At 62.1% G+C, this 15080-nt stretch carries 17 protein-coding genes; 7 read left to right on the plus strand and 10 right to left on the minus strand.

What is annotated here, in order from left to right:
• Positions 1-113 precede the first annotated feature (113 nt).
• Positions 114-455: a DUF6949 family protein gene (locus NKH06_RS01420; RefSeq protein ID WP_127291442.1), complete on the plus strand. Its 342-nt coding sequence runs from the start codon at positions 114-116 to the stop codon at positions 453-455.
• A 19-nt stretch (positions 456-474) separates the two neighbouring features.
• Complete coding sequence (locus tag NKH06_RS01425; RefSeq protein WP_352891935.1) at positions 475-1002, plus strand: gamma carbonic anhydrase family protein; 528 nt, start codon at positions 475-477, stop codon at positions 1000-1002.
• A gap of 44 nt (positions 1003-1046) precedes the next feature.
• Here NKH06_RS01425 and NKH06_RS01430 read toward each other — a convergent pair whose 3' ends face one another.
• From NKH06_RS01430 to NKH06_RS01470, 9 genes are all read right to left on the minus strand, one after another.
• Entirely contained in the window at positions 1047-1607 is a 561-nt protein-coding gene (locus NKH06_RS01430; protein ID WP_352891938.1) for an ankyrin repeat domain-containing protein, read from the minus strand.
• A gap of 117 nt (positions 1608-1724) precedes the next feature.
• Complete coding sequence (locus NKH06_RS01435; protein WP_352891939.1) at positions 1725-2477, minus strand: NYN domain-containing protein; 753 nt, start codon at positions 2475-2477, stop codon at positions 1725-1727.
• A gap of 293 nt (positions 2478-2770) precedes the next feature.
• Positions 2771-3379, minus strand: a complete 609-nt coding sequence (locus NKH06_RS01440) for a transglutaminase-like cysteine peptidase (protein WP_352439927.1) — start codon at positions 3377-3379, stop codon at positions 2771-2773.
• Between the two features lie 269 nt (positions 3380-3648).
• The gene (locus tag NKH06_RS01445) at positions 3649-4266 is read right to left on the minus strand and encodes a PilZ domain-containing protein (RefSeq protein WP_023812149.1); all 618 of its coding nucleotides are present in this window, start codon (positions 4264-4266) and stop codon (positions 3649-3651) included.
• A 176-nt stretch (positions 4267-4442) separates the two neighbouring features.
• Complete coding sequence (locus NKH06_RS01450) at positions 4443-5075, minus strand: PAS domain-containing protein (protein WP_352891942.1); 633 nt, start codon at positions 5073-5075, stop codon at positions 4443-4445.
• Between the two features lie 446 nt (positions 5076-5521).
• Positions 5522-6538 carry an ABC transporter permease gene (locus NKH06_RS01455; protein WP_023812147.1) on the minus strand — a complete coding sequence of 339 codons (1017 nt, stop codon included), beginning with the start codon at positions 6536-6538 and terminating at the stop codon, positions 5522-5524.
• Positions 6535-8064 carry a sugar ABC transporter ATP-binding protein gene (locus NKH06_RS01460; RefSeq protein ID WP_352629426.1) on the minus strand — a complete coding sequence of 510 codons (1530 nt, stop codon included), beginning with the start codon at positions 8062-8064 and terminating at the stop codon, positions 6535-6537. The genes NKH06_RS01455 and NKH06_RS01460 overlap by 4 nt, the downstream gene beginning before the upstream one ends.
• Positions 8065-8136: 72 nt before the next feature.
• Positions 8137-9393, minus strand: a complete 1257-nt coding sequence (locus tag NKH06_RS01465; RefSeq protein ID WP_023812145.1) for an LVIVD repeat-containing protein — start codon at positions 9391-9393, stop codon at positions 8137-8139.
• 134 nt (positions 9394-9527) lie between these two features.
• Entirely contained in the window at positions 9528-10568 is a 1041-nt protein-coding gene (locus tag NKH06_RS01470) for a substrate-binding domain-containing protein (RefSeq protein WP_023812144.1), read from the minus strand.
• A 229-nt stretch (positions 10569-10797) separates the two neighbouring features.
• Between NKH06_RS01470 and NKH06_RS01475 the strand changes: the two genes are divergently transcribed.
• Both NKH06_RS01475 and NKH06_RS01480 read left to right on the plus strand, forming a co-directional pair.
• Positions 10798-11556 (plus strand): rhomboid family intramembrane serine protease, encoded by a 759-nt coding sequence (locus NKH06_RS01475; protein ID WP_023812143.1) that lies wholly within the window; start codon positions 10798-10800, stop codon positions 11554-11556.
• 87 nt (positions 11557-11643) lie between these two features.
• Positions 11644-12075 carry a CBS domain-containing protein gene (locus tag NKH06_RS01480; protein WP_023812142.1) on the plus strand — a complete coding sequence of 144 codons (432 nt, stop codon included), beginning with the start codon at positions 11644-11646 and terminating at the stop codon, positions 12073-12075.
• A 48-nt stretch (positions 12076-12123) separates the two neighbouring features.
• Here the strand turns inward: NKH06_RS01480 and NKH06_RS01485 are convergent, their stop codons facing one another.
• Entirely contained in the window at positions 12124-12381 is a 258-nt protein-coding gene (locus NKH06_RS01485) for a YjhX family toxin (RefSeq protein WP_128304037.1), read from the minus strand.
• A gap of 280 nt (positions 12382-12661) precedes the next feature.
• Between NKH06_RS01485 and gatB the strand changes: the two genes are divergently transcribed.
• From gatB to NKH06_RS01500, 3 genes are read left to right on the plus strand one after another with little or no spacing between them, the layout of a single operon-like run.
• Positions 12662-14161, plus strand: a complete 1500-nt coding sequence (gatB, locus tag NKH06_RS01490) for an Asp-tRNA(Asn)/Glu-tRNA(Gln) amidotransferase subunit GatB (RefSeq protein ID WP_128304038.1) — start codon at positions 12662-12664, stop codon at positions 14159-14161.
• Between the two features lie 4 nt (positions 14162-14165).
• On the plus strand, positions 14166-14654 hold the full coding sequence (locus NKH06_RS01495; protein ID WP_023812140.1) for a GNAT family N-acetyltransferase: 489 nt from the start codon (positions 14166-14168) through the stop codon (positions 14652-14654).
• A 29-nt stretch (positions 14655-14683) separates the two neighbouring features.
• On the plus strand, positions 14684-15079 hold the full coding sequence (locus NKH06_RS01500) for a VanZ family protein (RefSeq protein WP_245465083.1): 396 nt from the start codon (positions 14684-14686) through the stop codon (positions 15077-15079).
• The last annotated feature ends 1 nt before the right edge of the window (position 15080 follow it).

A 15080-nucleotide genomic window follows, 5' to 3' on the forward strand; every position in this document is an offset into this window, starting at 1 on the left:
ATCTCGGGCCGCCCGTCCGCCTCCAGTGTCCCTGGGCGGCACACATCGCACGGCACGGCTCTTGCAGCCTGCATGGAACGACTGTGCAATTTCATGGTAAATGGAAAGTTAAGATGGGACCGCTGGAACTCACACTCTTTGCTTTTGCCGTCGGGTTGACGGCCTGCGGGCTGGCCGGATCGGCCATGGAACTGGTGTCGGGCCGCAAGGTCGCCTTCACCGAACCCTATGTGTCGCCGTCACATGTCTTGCGCTCGTTGCTCGCCACGGCCTGTGCCGGACCCTTCATGCTGGTGAACGATGCCATCGATGCTCGGCGTCAGCGCCGCATTTCAACGTTGGCGCTGATGTCCTGCGGCTGCACGGCAATTGCGTGGACCTTGGCGCTGGGCGTCGTCGTGCTTGCCATTGCCTCATGGACGGTCCGTCTCCTAGGGTCCGAGCTGCCAGGCTGAGACGATTCGGAGACCAGAAATGCCGCTTTATGCGATCGATGGAGCAGAGCCCAGCTTCGCCGATGCTGACTCGAACTGGATCGCGCCCGATGCGACGCTGATCGGCGACGTCAGGGTCGGACGCAATGCCGGCTTCTGGTTCGGCGCCGTCATCCGCGGCGACAACGAGCCTATCGTCATCGGTGCCGACACCAATGTGCAGGAACATACGGTCATGCACTCCGATCCCGGCTTCCCGCTGACGATCGGGGAGGGCTGCACGATCGGCCACCGCGCCTTGCTGCATGGCTGCACGATCGGCGACAACAGCCTGATCGGCATGGGCGCCATCGTGCTGAACGGCGCGAAAATCGGCAGGAATTCCCTGGTCGGCGCTGGTGCGCTGGTCACCGAAGGCAAGGAATTCCCGGACAATTCGCTGATCGTCGGTTCACCTGCCAAGGCGATCAGGGTGCTGGACGACGCGGCCGTGGCAAGGTTGCGCGGCTCGGCGGCGCATTATGTCGCCAATGGCAAGCGCTTCAAGGCGGGATTGAAGAAGGTCTGAGGTCAGCCCGGCATTTGCTGGCGGTGGTTTCGTAGCGCCCCAACTCACTGTCTGTCAGAGCCGCGCCCGGCCATCGCACCGCGCAGCAATGAAGCCCCGGCTTCAAAGCCGGCAATCTCGGCTTCCTCGATCGCTGTCCTATAGACATCGATGCGGGTCTCAAGCGCCGGGTTGGCGCCCGCCGCCAAAAGCAGGCGGATCGCATCGACACTGCCGATTGCCACCGAATAGTGAAGCGGCGTCCAATCGTTCACACCCCGCATGTTGGGGTCAGCGCCGCCGTCGATCAATACCCGCACTATGTCCAGCCTGTCGGCCCGGTCGGTGGACAGCGCCGCAATGATAGATGGAAAGCCGCCGTGATCCTGATAATTCGGATCCGAGCCCGCTTCGAGCAAGGTCGAGATGAAGCCGACGGGGCTCCAATAGATCGCATATTCTAGCGGATGCCCGAGGCCGAGCTCGAACGGCATGCGTTCGTCGAACCAGCCGGGCAAGCCGCCTAGCGCTTTGCCAAGGCCATCGAAGTCACCGGCCTTGAAGGCATCGTCGATCGCCTTGAACAGACGATGGCGCTCGCATCGATCTTCCGGGACTTCCAACATCGCTGTGATCCAGAGGGGCGGAACTGACGGGCCTACAGTGCCCCGATCCCCTGCGTGTGGAAAGGCGGTCGCGACGTTCTGATGCGCTCGTCGGGAGCTGTGATCCCCTGGCCACCGCTACGCGGCTTTGTTTTTTGCTTTCTTCCCTGCCGTGGGCTTGGTCCGTATTCGCATGCCTCCACCCTTAGGGGGTTCGATTTCAAATGCATCCGTACTCCTCACCAGATCGCTCAGTTTGCTGAAGCCGTAGGTGCGAGGGTCAAAATCTGAAAACAGGTTTGACAGCTGCTTTCCAAATGTGCCGAGCAATACCCAACCATCCTCACTGTCCATCTGACCAATGACTTTCTTGAGTATGGGCATCGCAGCGCTGGACGATTGAAGCGGCTTGGCTGCAGGCGCGGTATCTTGAATGTTGGCCACGCCACGTAGAAGATTTTCGGTGTAGATGAAACGGCGGCATGCCTGCCGAAAACTCTCCGGTGTCTTCTGCTCGCCGAACCCGAATACATCGACACCCTGTTCGCGAATGCGGGCGGCAAGCCGGGTGAAATCACTATCGGAAGAAACCAGGCAGAAACCATCGAAGCGACCGCTATGGAGGAGATCCATGGCATCGATCACCAGCGTGATATCTGAGGCGTTCTTCCCGGTGGTATAGGCGAACTGCTGCTGCGGAATGATCGCATGCTTTGACAAGACGTCAGTCCATCCCTTCGACCGGACGTTTGAAAAGTCACCGTAGATGCGGCGGACGCTGGCTTCACCGATCTTCGCGATCTCCGCGAACAGGCTGTCGGCAATCTTGGCGGAAGCGTTGTCGGCGTCGATAAGAACCGCAAGGCGAGGTGATCGGGGCTCGGGAGGCATGCGACACTTCCTGCGGCTGGCGCCCTCTCAAGATTCGAACTCTAGCCGGCGAAACCATTGCCAAACCACGGTTCGCGCTACTTGCTGTTGTAGCAGAGGTGGGCTGCAAACAGGAATCTAAGGAATAGAAATCGTGACATTGTCAAGATTTCAATGGACCGCCAGAAATGGCGGAGCCGGCCCGGGGACGGGGCCGGCTCCTTTCACCCGGTCGTTGGGGACGGGGAGGGTGGGGACTCGACCGGGTTTCTCCTGAAGCGCCTCGCATTCACGCGGCGCGCTTGAGCTCTGTTCTAGCGGACGCTGGCGACCGCGTCGGAGCGGCCGTCATTGATCGTCACCCAAACGCCGGAATTCTGGTCCGACTGGCGCTTGAGATAGGTGTAGTCGGTGTCCGTCCAGGACAGGACCTTGGTCTCGAGATTGTCGAGGATGAATTCTCCGAGGCTGGTGCGCACTGTCAGCACCGCGTGGCCGTCGCCATTCGGCTGGCGCGCCACCGTCATCAGCAAATTGCCGGCCGGCATGCCCGCATCCATCAACTCGCGGCGCTTTTCCAGCGCGTAATCCTCGCAATCGCCATAGCCATTGGCCGGATAGGCCCAATATTCCTCGACACCGTAGTTTTCCATGTCGGTGCGCGGCTTGATGCGGGTGTTGACCGAATTGTTGACGTTGACGATCGTCGCCCACAGTTTGCGGGTCAGTTCGATCGGCGCACCCTTCGGGGTCCGTTCGCTGCATTCGCCAGGACTGCGCTGGCAGAACTCATAATGACCAACAGGCTGGGTGGTGCGTCCGCCGGTGTGCATATAGGCCGGTCCCGCGGCATATGCTGATCCCCAAGCGGAAAGCTGCATCGCCATTGCCACCAGCAACAGCTTGCCCCTCGTTTTCTTCATTGTTGTAGTCTCCCCGTTCGAAGGAGACATTGCCACATGTGGATTTATTTGACGCAAAAGCGCGAAGTAGATATTGAGTAAAACTCCAGTAGAATAAACGTAAAATTTGAATCATTTGAGTATTAATTCGTTTGGATCTTGAGGCGCCATCTCGGCGCGCGGAGGGCTCCAAGCCCCGCCTAAAGTGGCCTAAGCATGCCGGTCATGGCGTCGAAAACAAAAAACCGGCCACAAGGGCCGGTTTCCTGGAGTGTCGCTGTCGGGCCTGCTCAGGTGCGTGGCGTGTTGAATTCGGAATCGAGCGTTTCGGGGCGCTGGATCACAGCGAATTCGATGGCGACGCCGTCCTCGAAATGACGCACGACCTGCCCGCGCATGGTGCCAAGCATAACCTGGATGCCGATCGCCGGCTTGACGTCGATCTCGACCGCGGCGCCGGAGAGCGAAAGGTCGATGATACGGCACTGGTACTGGCGACCGTCGGTGAGCTGCAGCACGCTGGTCGGATTGCGCGGCGCGACGCGCTCGTGGCGGCGATCTTCCGGCAGGTCGAGTTCATGCTTGTTGGCGAGCCAGGTCAATTGCGCGGCCAGCTTGTCCTTCTTGCGATCCGACGCGATGACGGTCATCGCGAAACCGTCCTGCAAGGTGCGCGTGACGACACCTTCGATGCGGCCGATATGATCGATGTAGGCAATGATTTTTTCGCCGGGCATGCCGATGCGGTCGGTGCGAAACGCGACGTTGCCCGGTGACATGTCGACGACCTGGCAGGGGTGTTCGGTGCGGTCTTCCAGCATGAAGCGTCCGTAGATTTTGACCCGGACGCGCTGAAAGTTACGCCTTTCAGCTTGGGACGGCGCATAGTCGACCGCCGCTGACCTCATGACTGCCTACACCCCGTTTGGCATCCCGCGCGCCGATGCGAGGAACTTCATCAGAGAAGTACAACAAAGCGGGTTAACAAAGGGAAAAAGCGGGCGCTCCAAGGTTTCCTTTTTGCAGGCCGTGGTGCCAAAACAGCGGCGCGGTTTTGGGCGACGTGCATCAGGCCGCAAACGGACTATTCCTCGCGCCCGCCATCGAAGACGACGAGATGGCGGATGCGGCGCGCCCGGCCGAGCGCCGAGATCGTCTCGGGTGCTCCAAGTTCATCGGGAACGAGCGAGGGAACATCGATCGCCGGACGGTTGTTGAGGAGCTCCTTCTCCGGATCTATGACGCGGATCGAATCGATCAACGCGTCGGTGATCGGGTCGGCACCCAGCCAGAAGGGCTTCTCCACGGCGCTGATGACGCCCAGGCAGCGTGGATTTTCGACGCCGCCGTCAAGCGGCAGGGCAAGCAGTTCGAACTTGTTGGAGCGCCCGTTGCGGCTGAAGCCCTCATAGCTGATGAGCACGACCGACTTCTGCTCGAAGACGCCGTGGATCAGCCGCGAGATGAGCCGTTGATCCTTCTCACGCCACAGCGATGGAAAGGAAAACCCCTTGAGTTCTCGGCCGTAGCAGGCGCAAAGCCTGGTGCCGGCGAGCCGGAACACGGCCTGTCCGCGCGTGTCACGTTCCAGGATAAAGGTGTCGGCCAGCAGCGACTTGATGTCGGCCGGCTCGACCTCTGAACGCTTCGGGGCAGGGCGTCCGTCACGCAGACGGTTCCAATATTGGAACAGCGTGATCGATCCATTCTGGTTCATGCTATGCTGCTCCGCGCATTCTGTCGTCTGATGTCCCATCGGTGAACAGAAGGGCGCCCTCCGATGACCTACATGCGTTGCGGAGCAGGAAGCGTGCCAGCGTCGTTAACACTTGTTCACGGGTCGGGGCCGTTAAGGTTAACAAGTGGTTTACGTTGCGTCGAAGCGAGCCCCGTGGCACACAAAAACCACTCCAGAAGCGGTCGTTTCGCGACGATCGGCAGCACTTCAGTCAGAGTTTTAGGGGAGCAGGGGGCTCGACCAGCCGTTCAGGGGAAACCTTGAACGGCTTCTTTTTTGATTCGCGCCAGGCGATTCGGGGTTAACGGCGGGCGTGTATTTCTACCTGCCGACAAGTGCTGGCAACCATCCCGGCGGTCGCTAAGGCGGCATCGTCCGATCGCTATGCGACGAAAAATCTGCGTTCCGTGGTCGGCTGGTGTGAACTATCGCTTCTTCCCCGGGCCGAAGGTCAGCGCCAGAGCGCCAACCAACACGACACCCTTGACGAAGTCCTGCGTGTAGTAGGGCGCGTTCAGCATGGTGAGGCCGTTCAGGAGGACGCCGACGAAAATTGCGCCGGCCACCGTGCCGATCACATGCGGGCGACGCTTGTCGAGCACGGCATAGCCGATCAGCGAGGCCGCCACCGCATCGAGCAGGAGCGAGTTGCCGGCCGAGACGTCGCCGCGGCCGACACGCGAAGCGACGATCAGCCCTCCCAACGAAGCAAGCGTGCCGGACAGGATATAGGCCCAGAGTCGATATGCCTTGGTCGGCGCGCCGGATAGATGCGCGGCCGTTTCGTTGCCGCCGATCGCATAGAAGACGCGTCCCCAGCGCGTACGCTCCATCAGGAACCAGGCGAGGATGGCGACCACCGCCATGACCACGACAGACAGGGGTACGGTGTCGAAGAGCCGTGACCGGCCGAGGATCAGGAAAGCCGGATCGTAAGCACCGGGAACGGACGAGCCGTCGGGCAGCACCATGCCGGCGGTGATGGAGCGGCCGCCGGTCGGGATCAGCTGCAGGCCGGCGAGCAGGAACATTGTCGCCAGCGTGGCGAGAAGATCGGGGACGCCGATGCGGACAATCAGCAGTCCGTTCAGGAGGCCTATGAAGGCGCCCATCAGCAAGACCAGACCCATGGTCTGGGCCGCATCCAGCTGCCATACGACCATGGCATAGCTTGCCGCCATCACCGACGAGGCGGCGATGCTGCCCACCGAGAGATCGAAGCCGTCGGCCGACATCGTGATCGAGACCCCGACGCCGAGGATCGCCACGACCGAAACCGCCTGCAGGATGGAGAACAGGTTGGCCGAGCGGATGAAGGCGGGCTGCGCGTACCAGAAGCCGATCACCATCAGTGCCAGCAGCACGAACAGCGCGTAACGGCGCGTTTCGCGGAAAAGCGATGTGCGCGGGGCGGCCTGCTGGACCGTCGTCGGGTTCGTCATCGATGCTCTCCGGCCTTTTCGCTCTCGACCTTGCCGATCTGGTCGGTCAGCGGGCCATGGCCGTCACCGGCCTCGTGAAGGGAGTGATCGCGCATGACGAGGATGCGGTCGGCAACCTCCAGCGCCTCTTCGGTGTCGCTGGTCGCGATCAGCGTGGCGGAACCGCTTTGGCTGTTGCGGATTGCGGAGATCAGGTCGGCACGCGCCCCGACGTCGACACCCTGGAAGGGCTCGTCGAGCAGCAGCAGCCGGCAAGGTGCCGCCTGCCAGCGGGCGAGCACGACCTTCTGCTGGTTGCCGCCGGAAAGCTCGTCGAGCGTGTCATCGGGGCCGCGCGCCTTGATGCCGAGCCGGGCGATCGCCTCGGCGGCAACCTTGCGCTCGCGCGCGACCCGCAGCAGGCCGTCCGGAAACCAGCGCCGCAGATGCGGCAGGGCGATAGTACCGGCAATCGAGGCGCCGGGAACCTCGGGCGGTAGCAGCGACGATGCCCAGCGGTCCTCGGCGACCATGAAGACGCCGTTTTCGATCGATCGCGCCGGCCCGTTGGAAAGCCACGGTTTTCCATCGAGCACGAAGCTGCCTTGCGCCAGCGTTTCCAGACCAAAAAGCGCGCGCAACAGCCGGCTCTTGCCAGAGCCAAGCGTGCCGGTCAGAGCGACGACCTCGCCGGAGCGCAGATCGAGATCGAAAGGCCTCGCACCGGGAATCAGTTGCGCACCCTTGATGGAGGCGATGATTGGGGCCGCCGAAATCTTGCCGTCATGGGTGGCGGCTTCCAGCGTCCGCCCGATCATGGCCGCAACGGCGGCCGGGAAATCGATCGGTTTGGCAAAGGCGCCGACGATGCGACCGCCGCGCATGACCACGGCGCGGTCGGCGATGGCGGCAAGGTCGCCCAGCCTGTGCGAGATGTAGAGGATTGCCATGCCGCCCGCGCGCAGCCGCCGGATGATGGCGAAAAGCCGGTCCGCTTCCGTGGCCGAGAGGCTGGATGTCGGCTCGTCGAGGATTAGAACGGAGGCCTTGGCCGCGACGGCGCGGGCGATGGCGATCAATTGCCGCTCCGCCGGCCGCAGGTCGATGAAGTCGCGGTCGAGCGGCAGGTCGAGATCGATCAGCGCCGCGATGGCGCGCGCACGCCTGCGGATCGACCGGGCCGAGACGAAGAAGCGCTCGCCCGGCTGGCAAAGTTCATCGAGCAGAAGATTCTCCGCGACCGTCAGTCCGGCAGCCCCCGCCTGATCCGTCGCCTGATGGACGGTCGCGATGCCGGCGGCCTTGGCGGCGCTGGGCGAGGCGAGGGCGACGATCCCGCCGCCCAGGGTGATCGTTCCGGCGTCGGGTACATGCGAGCCTGAAAGGATTTTCACCAGAGTCGATTTGCCGGCGCCATTGGCGCCCATCAGCGCCACGACCTCCCCGGCTGCCACGGTAAGATCGGCTCCAGCGAGCGCGCGCGTCGGGCCAAAGGATTTTTCGATCCCGGCGACAGCGACGGCAATGGGGGCGGCGGTGAGGGACAATTGGTTCAGCCGGTTACAGGTTGAGCGGGAACTGGGAAAGGCAAGCAAGCCAACGGGGCACGGTCGTAATTGTCAGCCGCCATATTCCATGATCGCCAGTCCGGCATTGTAATCCGGCGAATAGACGATGCCGTTGGCGTCGACGAATACGTCGGTCGACTGGATCACTTGCGGCCGATTCGGACGTTTGTCGACCATGCGGCTGGGAGCCGGCGGCACCAGCGCCCCGGTCTCCTTTGGGCGATAGGGATCGGAGATGTCGAAAACGCGCACGCCGGCATTCTGGTAGGTTGCAAAGATCAGGGTGTCTGACACAAAGCTGCCCGGCCGGTTCTCGTGCAGATTGTGCGGACCGAAATGTCCGCCCTTGGCGGTGTAATCGGTCTCGTCCGGGGTCGGCAGGGTCGAGATCGAAATCGGGTTCGCCGGATCGCGTATGTCGAAGATCCAGGTGAGCTTGCGCCCATCCTCCTCATGGTCGAGCACGGCCTCGTCGGCGACAACGAGCAAGCCGCGTTTGAGCAGCGGCAGCGCCGAATGGGTGCCGCCACCATAGGGCGGCGACCAGTTCCTGTGGCTGATCAGCCTCGGCAGGGCAGGGTCGGCGACATCGAGGACGGTCAACCCGCCGTCGCGCCAGCAGGCATAGGCGGTATCACCCTCGACGACCGCATGATGCAACGCATAGCGGCGGCCGTCGGGCCAGCCGGGTGTCTCGCCGCCGGCAAGATGCATTCCTGGAATCCACCAGCGACCGGCCTCGACTGGCCGTGCCGGGTCCTGAAGGTCGACCGTCAGCAGGATGTAGTCGCTGTAGCCGTCGAGAAGCGCCGATACGTAGGCGTAGCGCCCGCCGACGTACCAGATGCGGTGGATGCCGATGCCGTCGACCGGGAAGAAGCCGATCTGGCGAGGCTGCGTCGGCTTCGAGATGTCATAGACGGCCATGCCGGCCGACCAGGTCCGCGCCGCGCCCGAACCAGACGCGGTGCCGATCGTCTCGCCGATCGACTGGGTGTAGTAGACCTTCTCGTCGAACGCGAAAGCGGCGTCGGCGAACAGATCGCGTGCATGGACGACCAACAGCAGATCCTCATGCGTCTGCAGATGGATGGTCCAGGTATTCGGCAGCGCGGGCACGAACACCGTCCCGCCCGGATTCTTGGGATCCCGTACATCGATGATGGAAAAGCCTTGTGACCAGGGATGCGCGACATAGGCGAAGCCGCGATGCACCATCACCTGCAATCCGTCCGGCCGCCCGCCTTGGTCGGAATGACCGATCAGGCGCATGTTCCTGGAATAGTCGGGGGTGGGGACAGAAACCATAATTGTCTTTCAAAAGGTCGGTCCGGCGTACTTTGCCTGTCGCAGCGGGTGGTGTGGCGGAGGCAGGCGCAATCATCCCCCAGCAGGCCGGGGGATGATTGTTTGGATCGCTGATTTTGTGAAGGCGCTGAAGCTCAATTCGTCGCCGGGATCCACGGTGCCTTTGCGGCATCGCTGTCCTTGAAGGCCGGGAATTTCGCCTGCAGGTCCTCGATCGTCTTGATGTTGTTGTCGACGAGGTCCTTTCTGGTGACGAGCGTCGGCTGGATCAGCACCGAATGGCCGGGATTCTGTCCGGCGATCAGCTGGGCCAGCGCGCGCACCGAAGCCTCGCCGACGACGGCCGGGTTGGTTGCCGCCGTCGCCACCCACGGGCTATTCGGTTCGAGGATGGCCTGGATGTCCGAGGTCGAGATATCGACACCGTAGATCTTCACCTTGTCTGCCACGCCAAGCTCGTCGATGGCGAGCTTCACGCCACGGGCGAACTCGTCCCATGGGGCGAAGACGACCGAAAGCGTCGGGTTGGCGGTGAGCACAGCCTTGGTCTGGTCGGCGACCGAAGCGGCAACGGTGTCGTTGACCACGCCCCAGGTGGCGACTTCCTTGATGCCTGGGTACTTCTTGCCGAAATCCTTCCACACCGCATAACGGCGGTCGAGCGGTGCGAAGCCGGCGACATAGAGGACGCCGCCGTCGAATTTCTCGCCCTGGTCCTTGACCGCCTGGTCGAGCACGAGGCGCGCCATGTCGGCATCGGACTGCTCGACCTGCGGGATCTTGGGGTTGTCGAGGTTGGTGTCGTAGGCCACCACTGGAATGCCGGCGTCAAGCGCTGCCTGTGCGACGTCCTTGATGGCTTCTGGCTGGCCGTTGTTGATGATGATGCCTTGCACGCCGAGATTGATCGCCTGCTGGATCAACTGCCGCTCGGTGTTGATGTCGTTGCGCGCCTGCGAGATGTTGGCCTCGATGCCGAGCGCATCGGCCTGGCGCTTCACGCCGGCCTCGAATGCCTGGAGCCAGTCACCGGAGCCGAGGAAGCTGACGACGGCGATCTTGACGCCGCCCTTATCGAAGGGTGCCGGCGCGCCGGATATGCCCTGCGCCGAAGCCGCGGTGGCGAGACCGGCTATGCCGGCGGCTGCCGCCAGCGAAAGAATATGCTTGATCATGTGGAGACCCCTTTGAAATTGGCCGCATTCTAGGGGGGAGGCCCATCGCTTCCGAGAACGCTCATTGCGAGTTTTTCAAATCCCGGAGCATTTCCACTTCGCTTCCTTTCGGTTTCGTAGCAAATGAAGACGATGCGGTGCCGGGCGTTCGCTGTTGAGAAAACAGAATTGTTCCAACCCGGACATCCTTGCTCTAAAGGACGCGCAGGAATTCCTGGACCAGATGCGCATGAACGAACCGGTAAACCCTTCGGACACGGAACAGATGGACGACGCGCCGCGACGACGGCGCGAGCCGGTGTTCAACCTCCCACCCGTCGTGTTGGCGGTGATCGGCATCTGCGTCGTCGTCTACCTGTTGCAGCAATATGTGTTGAGCGAATCCCAGCAGATGACATTGCTGTATGACGGGGCCTTCATCCCCGTTCTCTACACCGGGCAATACGGCTTCGACTGGTTCCTGTTTTCGCGGCCCTTCACCTATGCCTTCATGCATGGCGGCTTTGCTCATATCGCCATCAACATGGTGTGGCTCGCCGCGTTTGGTTCACCATTGGCAAACCGCCTGGGAACGCTGTGGTTCGCGCTGTTTTTTGCCGCAACCGGGTTGGCTTCGGTCGCGCTTTTCTGGGCGATCCATCCTTATGGTGAGGCGCCGCTGGTCGGGGCTTCCGGTGCGATATCAGGCATGATGGGGGCTGCGGCGCGTTTCGGCTTCCGCACCGACCGTTCGGCCGGCAAGGCCGCCTTCGCCGGCCCTGTGCTGCCGATCGCATTCGTATTGCGCTTGCGCGGTGTCGTGATCTTCCTCGCCATGTGGATGGTCATCAATCTCGCCACCGGCCTGCTCGGGTTTGCCCCAGGGGTAGATGGTCAGATCGCCTGGGAGGCCCATATTGGCGGCTTTTTCGCGGGCTTCTTCGGCTTGCGTTGGTTCGACAGGCGATGGCAGGCGCCTGAATGGGAGACGACCGACCACCGCACTTGAAATGCAACCGATCACGGCGCACGATGTTCACTCTTACGTGAAGGCCGGTCAGGGCAGGAACCGGCAGGCAAAGCAGAGGAGGACGCCATGACGGTGAAGGCAATTCTCGAGAGAAAAGGCCATGACGTGTTGACGCTCGGGCCGAACGAAAAGCTTAGCGAAGCCATCCGCATCCTGGCAGAGCACAAGATCGGTGCGCTGGTCATCACCAATGGCGATCGCAAGATCGTCGGCATCCTGTCAGAGCGCGACATCGTCCGGGTTGTCGCCCGCGAAGGTGGAGCCGCGCTGGATATCGCCGTGCGCTCGGCAATGACGCCGAAGGTGAAGATCTGCAACGAGAATCACACCGTCAACGAGGTGATGGAGATCATGACCCGAGGCCGCTTCCGCCATCTGCCGGTGGAGAAGGACGGCATGCTCGATGGCATCGTGTCCATCGGCGATGTGGTCAAGCGCCGCATCGAGGATGTCGAGCGCGAGGCCGACGAGATCAGGGCCTATATCGCCACCGCCTGAGCGGCGAGGCGAACCGCCGGCCGGAGAACCGACCGGCGGAGCCGTGGTTTACCTGTTGTCGAGTTCGGAGCGGACGAGCGCGAGCCCGCGCCGGGTGATGCGGTAAGGGCCGCCTCCCGACGAAGAAACCGCCTTCTTACGCTTCAGTTTTCGAAACATATCGAGATCGACGCCCGGATAATGCCAGCCGTCGCGGGTCAGGCATTTGACGGAGGCGATCCGCTTTTTCTCGTTCTTTTCGATTTCAATGCGTCCACCCTGCGCGAGCAGGTGCAGGATGCGCTGTTCTATGCGCGAAATGTCCATGTGAGAGTTTTCCGGGAAAACAAAAAATGCCGCCGCCGCGAAGCTTCGCGGCACGGGGTTTCGGTTTTCTGCCCTGCCTCGCCAGGAGGTCAGGGCCTTACCGGGACTGAGCGTAAGTGGACATCCACTCTCCATTGGAATGAGCGTCCTATAGGCGAACGCGGCTGAAAAGGCCAGTCCGTGGCTTTGCGCTTGTCTCTTTTGGCGGTTTGCACTAGCGAAGTTGCAAATCAGAATGTGCATTAATGCAGCTTCCCATCATTCCAGTTCGCAGGCCGCCATGTCCCTTATCGACACCCGTACTCCTGACGCAAAACGCCTGATCCCCGGCGCAACCGGCGACTGGGAGATCATCATCGGCCTCGAGGTCCATGCGCAGGTCACTTCGGAAGCAAAGCTGTTTTCGGGCGCCTCGACGGCCTTCGGCGCGCCGCCTAACGCCAATGTCAGCCTGGTCGATGCGGCGATGCCGGGCATGCTGCCGGTCATTAACGAGGAATGCGTCAAGCAGGCGATCCGTACCGGCCTGGGGCTGAAGGCGCAGATCAACCACAAGTCGGTCTTCGATCGGAAGAACTACTTTTATCCCGACCTGCCGCAGGGCTACCAGATTTCACAGTTCAAGCAGCCGATCGTCGGCGAGGGCACGGTCATCGTTTCGGTGGGCCCGGACCGCCAGGGCGAATTCGAGGACATCGAGGTCGGCATCGAGCGGCTGCATCTGGAGCAGGATGCCGGCAAGTCGATGCACGACCAGCATGCGACCATGTCCTATGTCGATCTCAACCGCTCCGGCGTGGCGCTGATGGAGATCGTCTCCAAGCCGGACATGCGCTCGGCCGACGAAGCCAAGGCTTATGTCACCAAGTTGCGCACCATTGTACGCTATCTCGGCACCTGCGACGGCAACATGGACGAAGGTTCGATGCGCGCCGACGTCAACGTTTCGGTGCGCAAGCCGGGCGGCGAGTTCGGCACGCGGTGCGAGATCAAGAACGTCAACTCGATCCGCTTCATCGGCCAGGCCATCGACTACGAGGCGCGCAGGCAGATCGCCATCCTCGAGGATGGCGGCAAGATCGATCAGGAGACGCGGCTGTTCGACGCCGTCAAGGGCGAGACGCGCTCGATGCGCTCCAAGGAAGAGGCGCATGATTACCGCTACTTCCCCGATCCCGACCTTTTGCCGCTGGAATTCGACCAGGCCTATGTCGATGCGCTGGCCAAGGAATTGCCGGAACTGCCGGACGACAAGAAGGCGCGGCTGATCGCGTCGCTCGGCCTGTCCGTCTATGACGCCTCGATCCTGGTTTCGGAAAAGCCGATCGCCGACTATTTCGAAAAGGTGGCCGCCGGCCGCGACGGCAAGCTTGCCGCCAATTGGGTCATCAACGATCTGCTCGGGCAATTGAACAAGGCCGGAAAAGACATTGAAAACGCTCCGGTTTCGCCCGAGCAGCTCGGTGCGGTCATCGATCTGATCAGGGATGGCACCATCTCCGGCAAGATCGCCAAGGACCTGTTCGAGATCGTCTGGAATGAGGGCGGCGACCCGCGCCAACTGGTCGAGAGCCGTGGCATGAAGCAGGTCACCGACACCGGCGCCATCGAGAAGGCCGTCGACGACGTTATCGCCGCCAACCCTGACAAGGTCGAACAGGCGCGCGCCAAGCCGAGCATGGCCGGCTGGTTCGTCGGCCAGGTAATGAAGGCGACCGGCGGCAAGGCCAACCCGCAAGCCGTCAACGACCTCGTCAAGGCCAAGCTGGGCATCGAGTAGCGCCGTGTTCGTCCGCACCGCAGGTGAACGCGACCTTGCCGCTGTGCGGACGCTGCTGGTGGAAACGTGGCATGCGACCTATGACGCCATTTATGGCGCTGCCAAAGTCGCCGAGATCACCGACGAATGGCACTCGATCGCTTCGCTCCGCTCGCGGCTGACGCGGCCCAACTCGGAATTCCTGGTGGCCGATGACGGCAAGCGGATCGGCGGCATGGCTTTCGCCGCCGCCACCGCCGATGCGAAAATCATCCTGTTGAACCAGCTCTACGTCCATCCGGACTGTCAGCGGCGGGGGATCGGGCAAGCACTGCTCGACGAGGTCGAAGCCAGTTTCCCGGAAGCGCGAACGTTGCGCGTCGAGGTCGAGGAGGCCAATGGCGGTGCCATCGCCTTCTATCGGTCGAAAGGGTTCTTGCCTGTCAGTGCCGCGGAAGAGTCCCGTGATACCTCAAGGCCGACGACGCTGAGTTTCGAGAAACCGCTGGGATAGACCACCGGGATGAATAGAGCGATCAAGCCATGCGTCATCGCGGCGTTTGCTGTGCCGGCTCACGACGGATATGCAAGGGCATGACCAAACTGTCCCGCATTACAGCGCTGGCGCTGCTCGCCATCATCATTTTCGCGACCTTGTCGCCGATCCAGATGCGGCCGCACCTCGCTGAAGCGAATGTCGAGCGTGCCTTGGCTTATGTCCTGCTGGGCTTCGCCCTGGCGATCGGCTTTCCCAACCGACTGTATCAGGTCGTGATCTTTGTGGCTGTGACCGCCGGCATGCTGGAACTGCTTCAGCTCATTGATCCCGGTCGCCATGCACGCCTCATCGATGCATTGGTGAAAGCCCTTGCCGGGGTGGTTGGGATCGTGGCGGGACACCTGATCGTCAGGGCCGGCGGACAAAAGAGCGAGAGCTAGG

Source organism: Mesorhizobium sp. M1342 (assembly GCF_040317955.1).
Taxonomy (GTDB): domain Bacteria; phylum Pseudomonadota; class Alphaproteobacteria; order Rhizobiales; family Rhizobiaceae; genus Mesorhizobium.

Excerpts from the sequence above, each read along its gene's own strand:
- NKH06_RS01420 (WP_127291442.1), top strand. The coding sequence starts at position 114 with ATGGGACCGCTGGAACTCACACTCTTTGCTTTTGCCGTCGGGTTGACG.
- NKH06_RS01425 (WP_352891935.1), top strand. The coding sequence starts at position 475 with ATGCCGCTTTATGCGATCGATGGAGCAGAGCCCAGCTTCGCCGATGCT.
- NKH06_RS01430 (WP_352891938.1), bottom strand. The coding sequence starts at position 1,607 with ATGTTGGAAGTCCCGGAAGATCGATGCGAGCGCCATCGTCTGTTCAAG.
- NKH06_RS01435 (WP_352891939.1), bottom strand. The coding sequence starts at position 2,477 with ATGCCTCCCGAGCCCCGATCACCTCGCCTTGCGGTTCTTATCGACGCC.
- NKH06_RS01440 (WP_352439927.1), bottom strand. The coding sequence starts at position 3,379 with ATGAAGAAAACGAGGGGCAAGCTGTTGCTGGTGGCAATGGCGATGCAG.
- NKH06_RS01445 (WP_023812149.1), bottom strand. The coding sequence starts at position 4,266 with ATGAGGTCAGCGGCGGTCGACTATGCGCCGTCCCAAGCTGAAAGGCGT.
- NKH06_RS01450 (WP_352891942.1), bottom strand. The coding sequence starts at position 5,075 with ATGAACCAGAATGGATCGATCACGCTGTTCCAATATTGGAACCGTCTG.
- NKH06_RS01455 (WP_023812147.1), bottom strand. The coding sequence starts at position 6,538 with ATGACGAACCCGACGACGGTCCAGCAGGCCGCCCCGCGCACATCGCTT.
- NKH06_RS01465 (WP_023812145.1), bottom strand. The coding sequence starts at position 9,393 with ATGGTTTCTGTCCCCACCCCCGACTATTCCAGGAACATGCGCCTGATC.
- NKH06_RS01470 (WP_023812144.1), bottom strand. The coding sequence starts at position 10,568 with ATGATCAAGCATATTCTTTCGCTGGCGGCAGCCGCCGGCATAGCCGGT.
- NKH06_RS01475 (WP_023812143.1), top strand. The coding sequence starts at position 10,798 with ATGAACGAACCGGTAAACCCTTCGGACACGGAACAGATGGACGACGCG.
- NKH06_RS01480 (WP_023812142.1), top strand. The coding sequence starts at position 11,644 with ATGACGGTGAAGGCAATTCTCGAGAGAAAAGGCCATGACGTGTTGACG.
- NKH06_RS01485 (WP_128304037.1), bottom strand. The coding sequence starts at position 12,381 with ATGGACATTTCGCGCATAGAACAGCGCATCCTGCACCTGCTCGCGCAG.
- gatB (WP_128304038.1), top strand. The coding sequence starts at position 12,662 with ATGTCCCTTATCGACACCCGTACTCCTGACGCAAAACGCCTGATCCCC.
- NKH06_RS01500 (WP_245465083.1), top strand. The coding sequence starts at position 14,684 with ATGCGTCATCGCGGCGTTTGCTGTGCCGGCTCACGACGGATATGCAAG.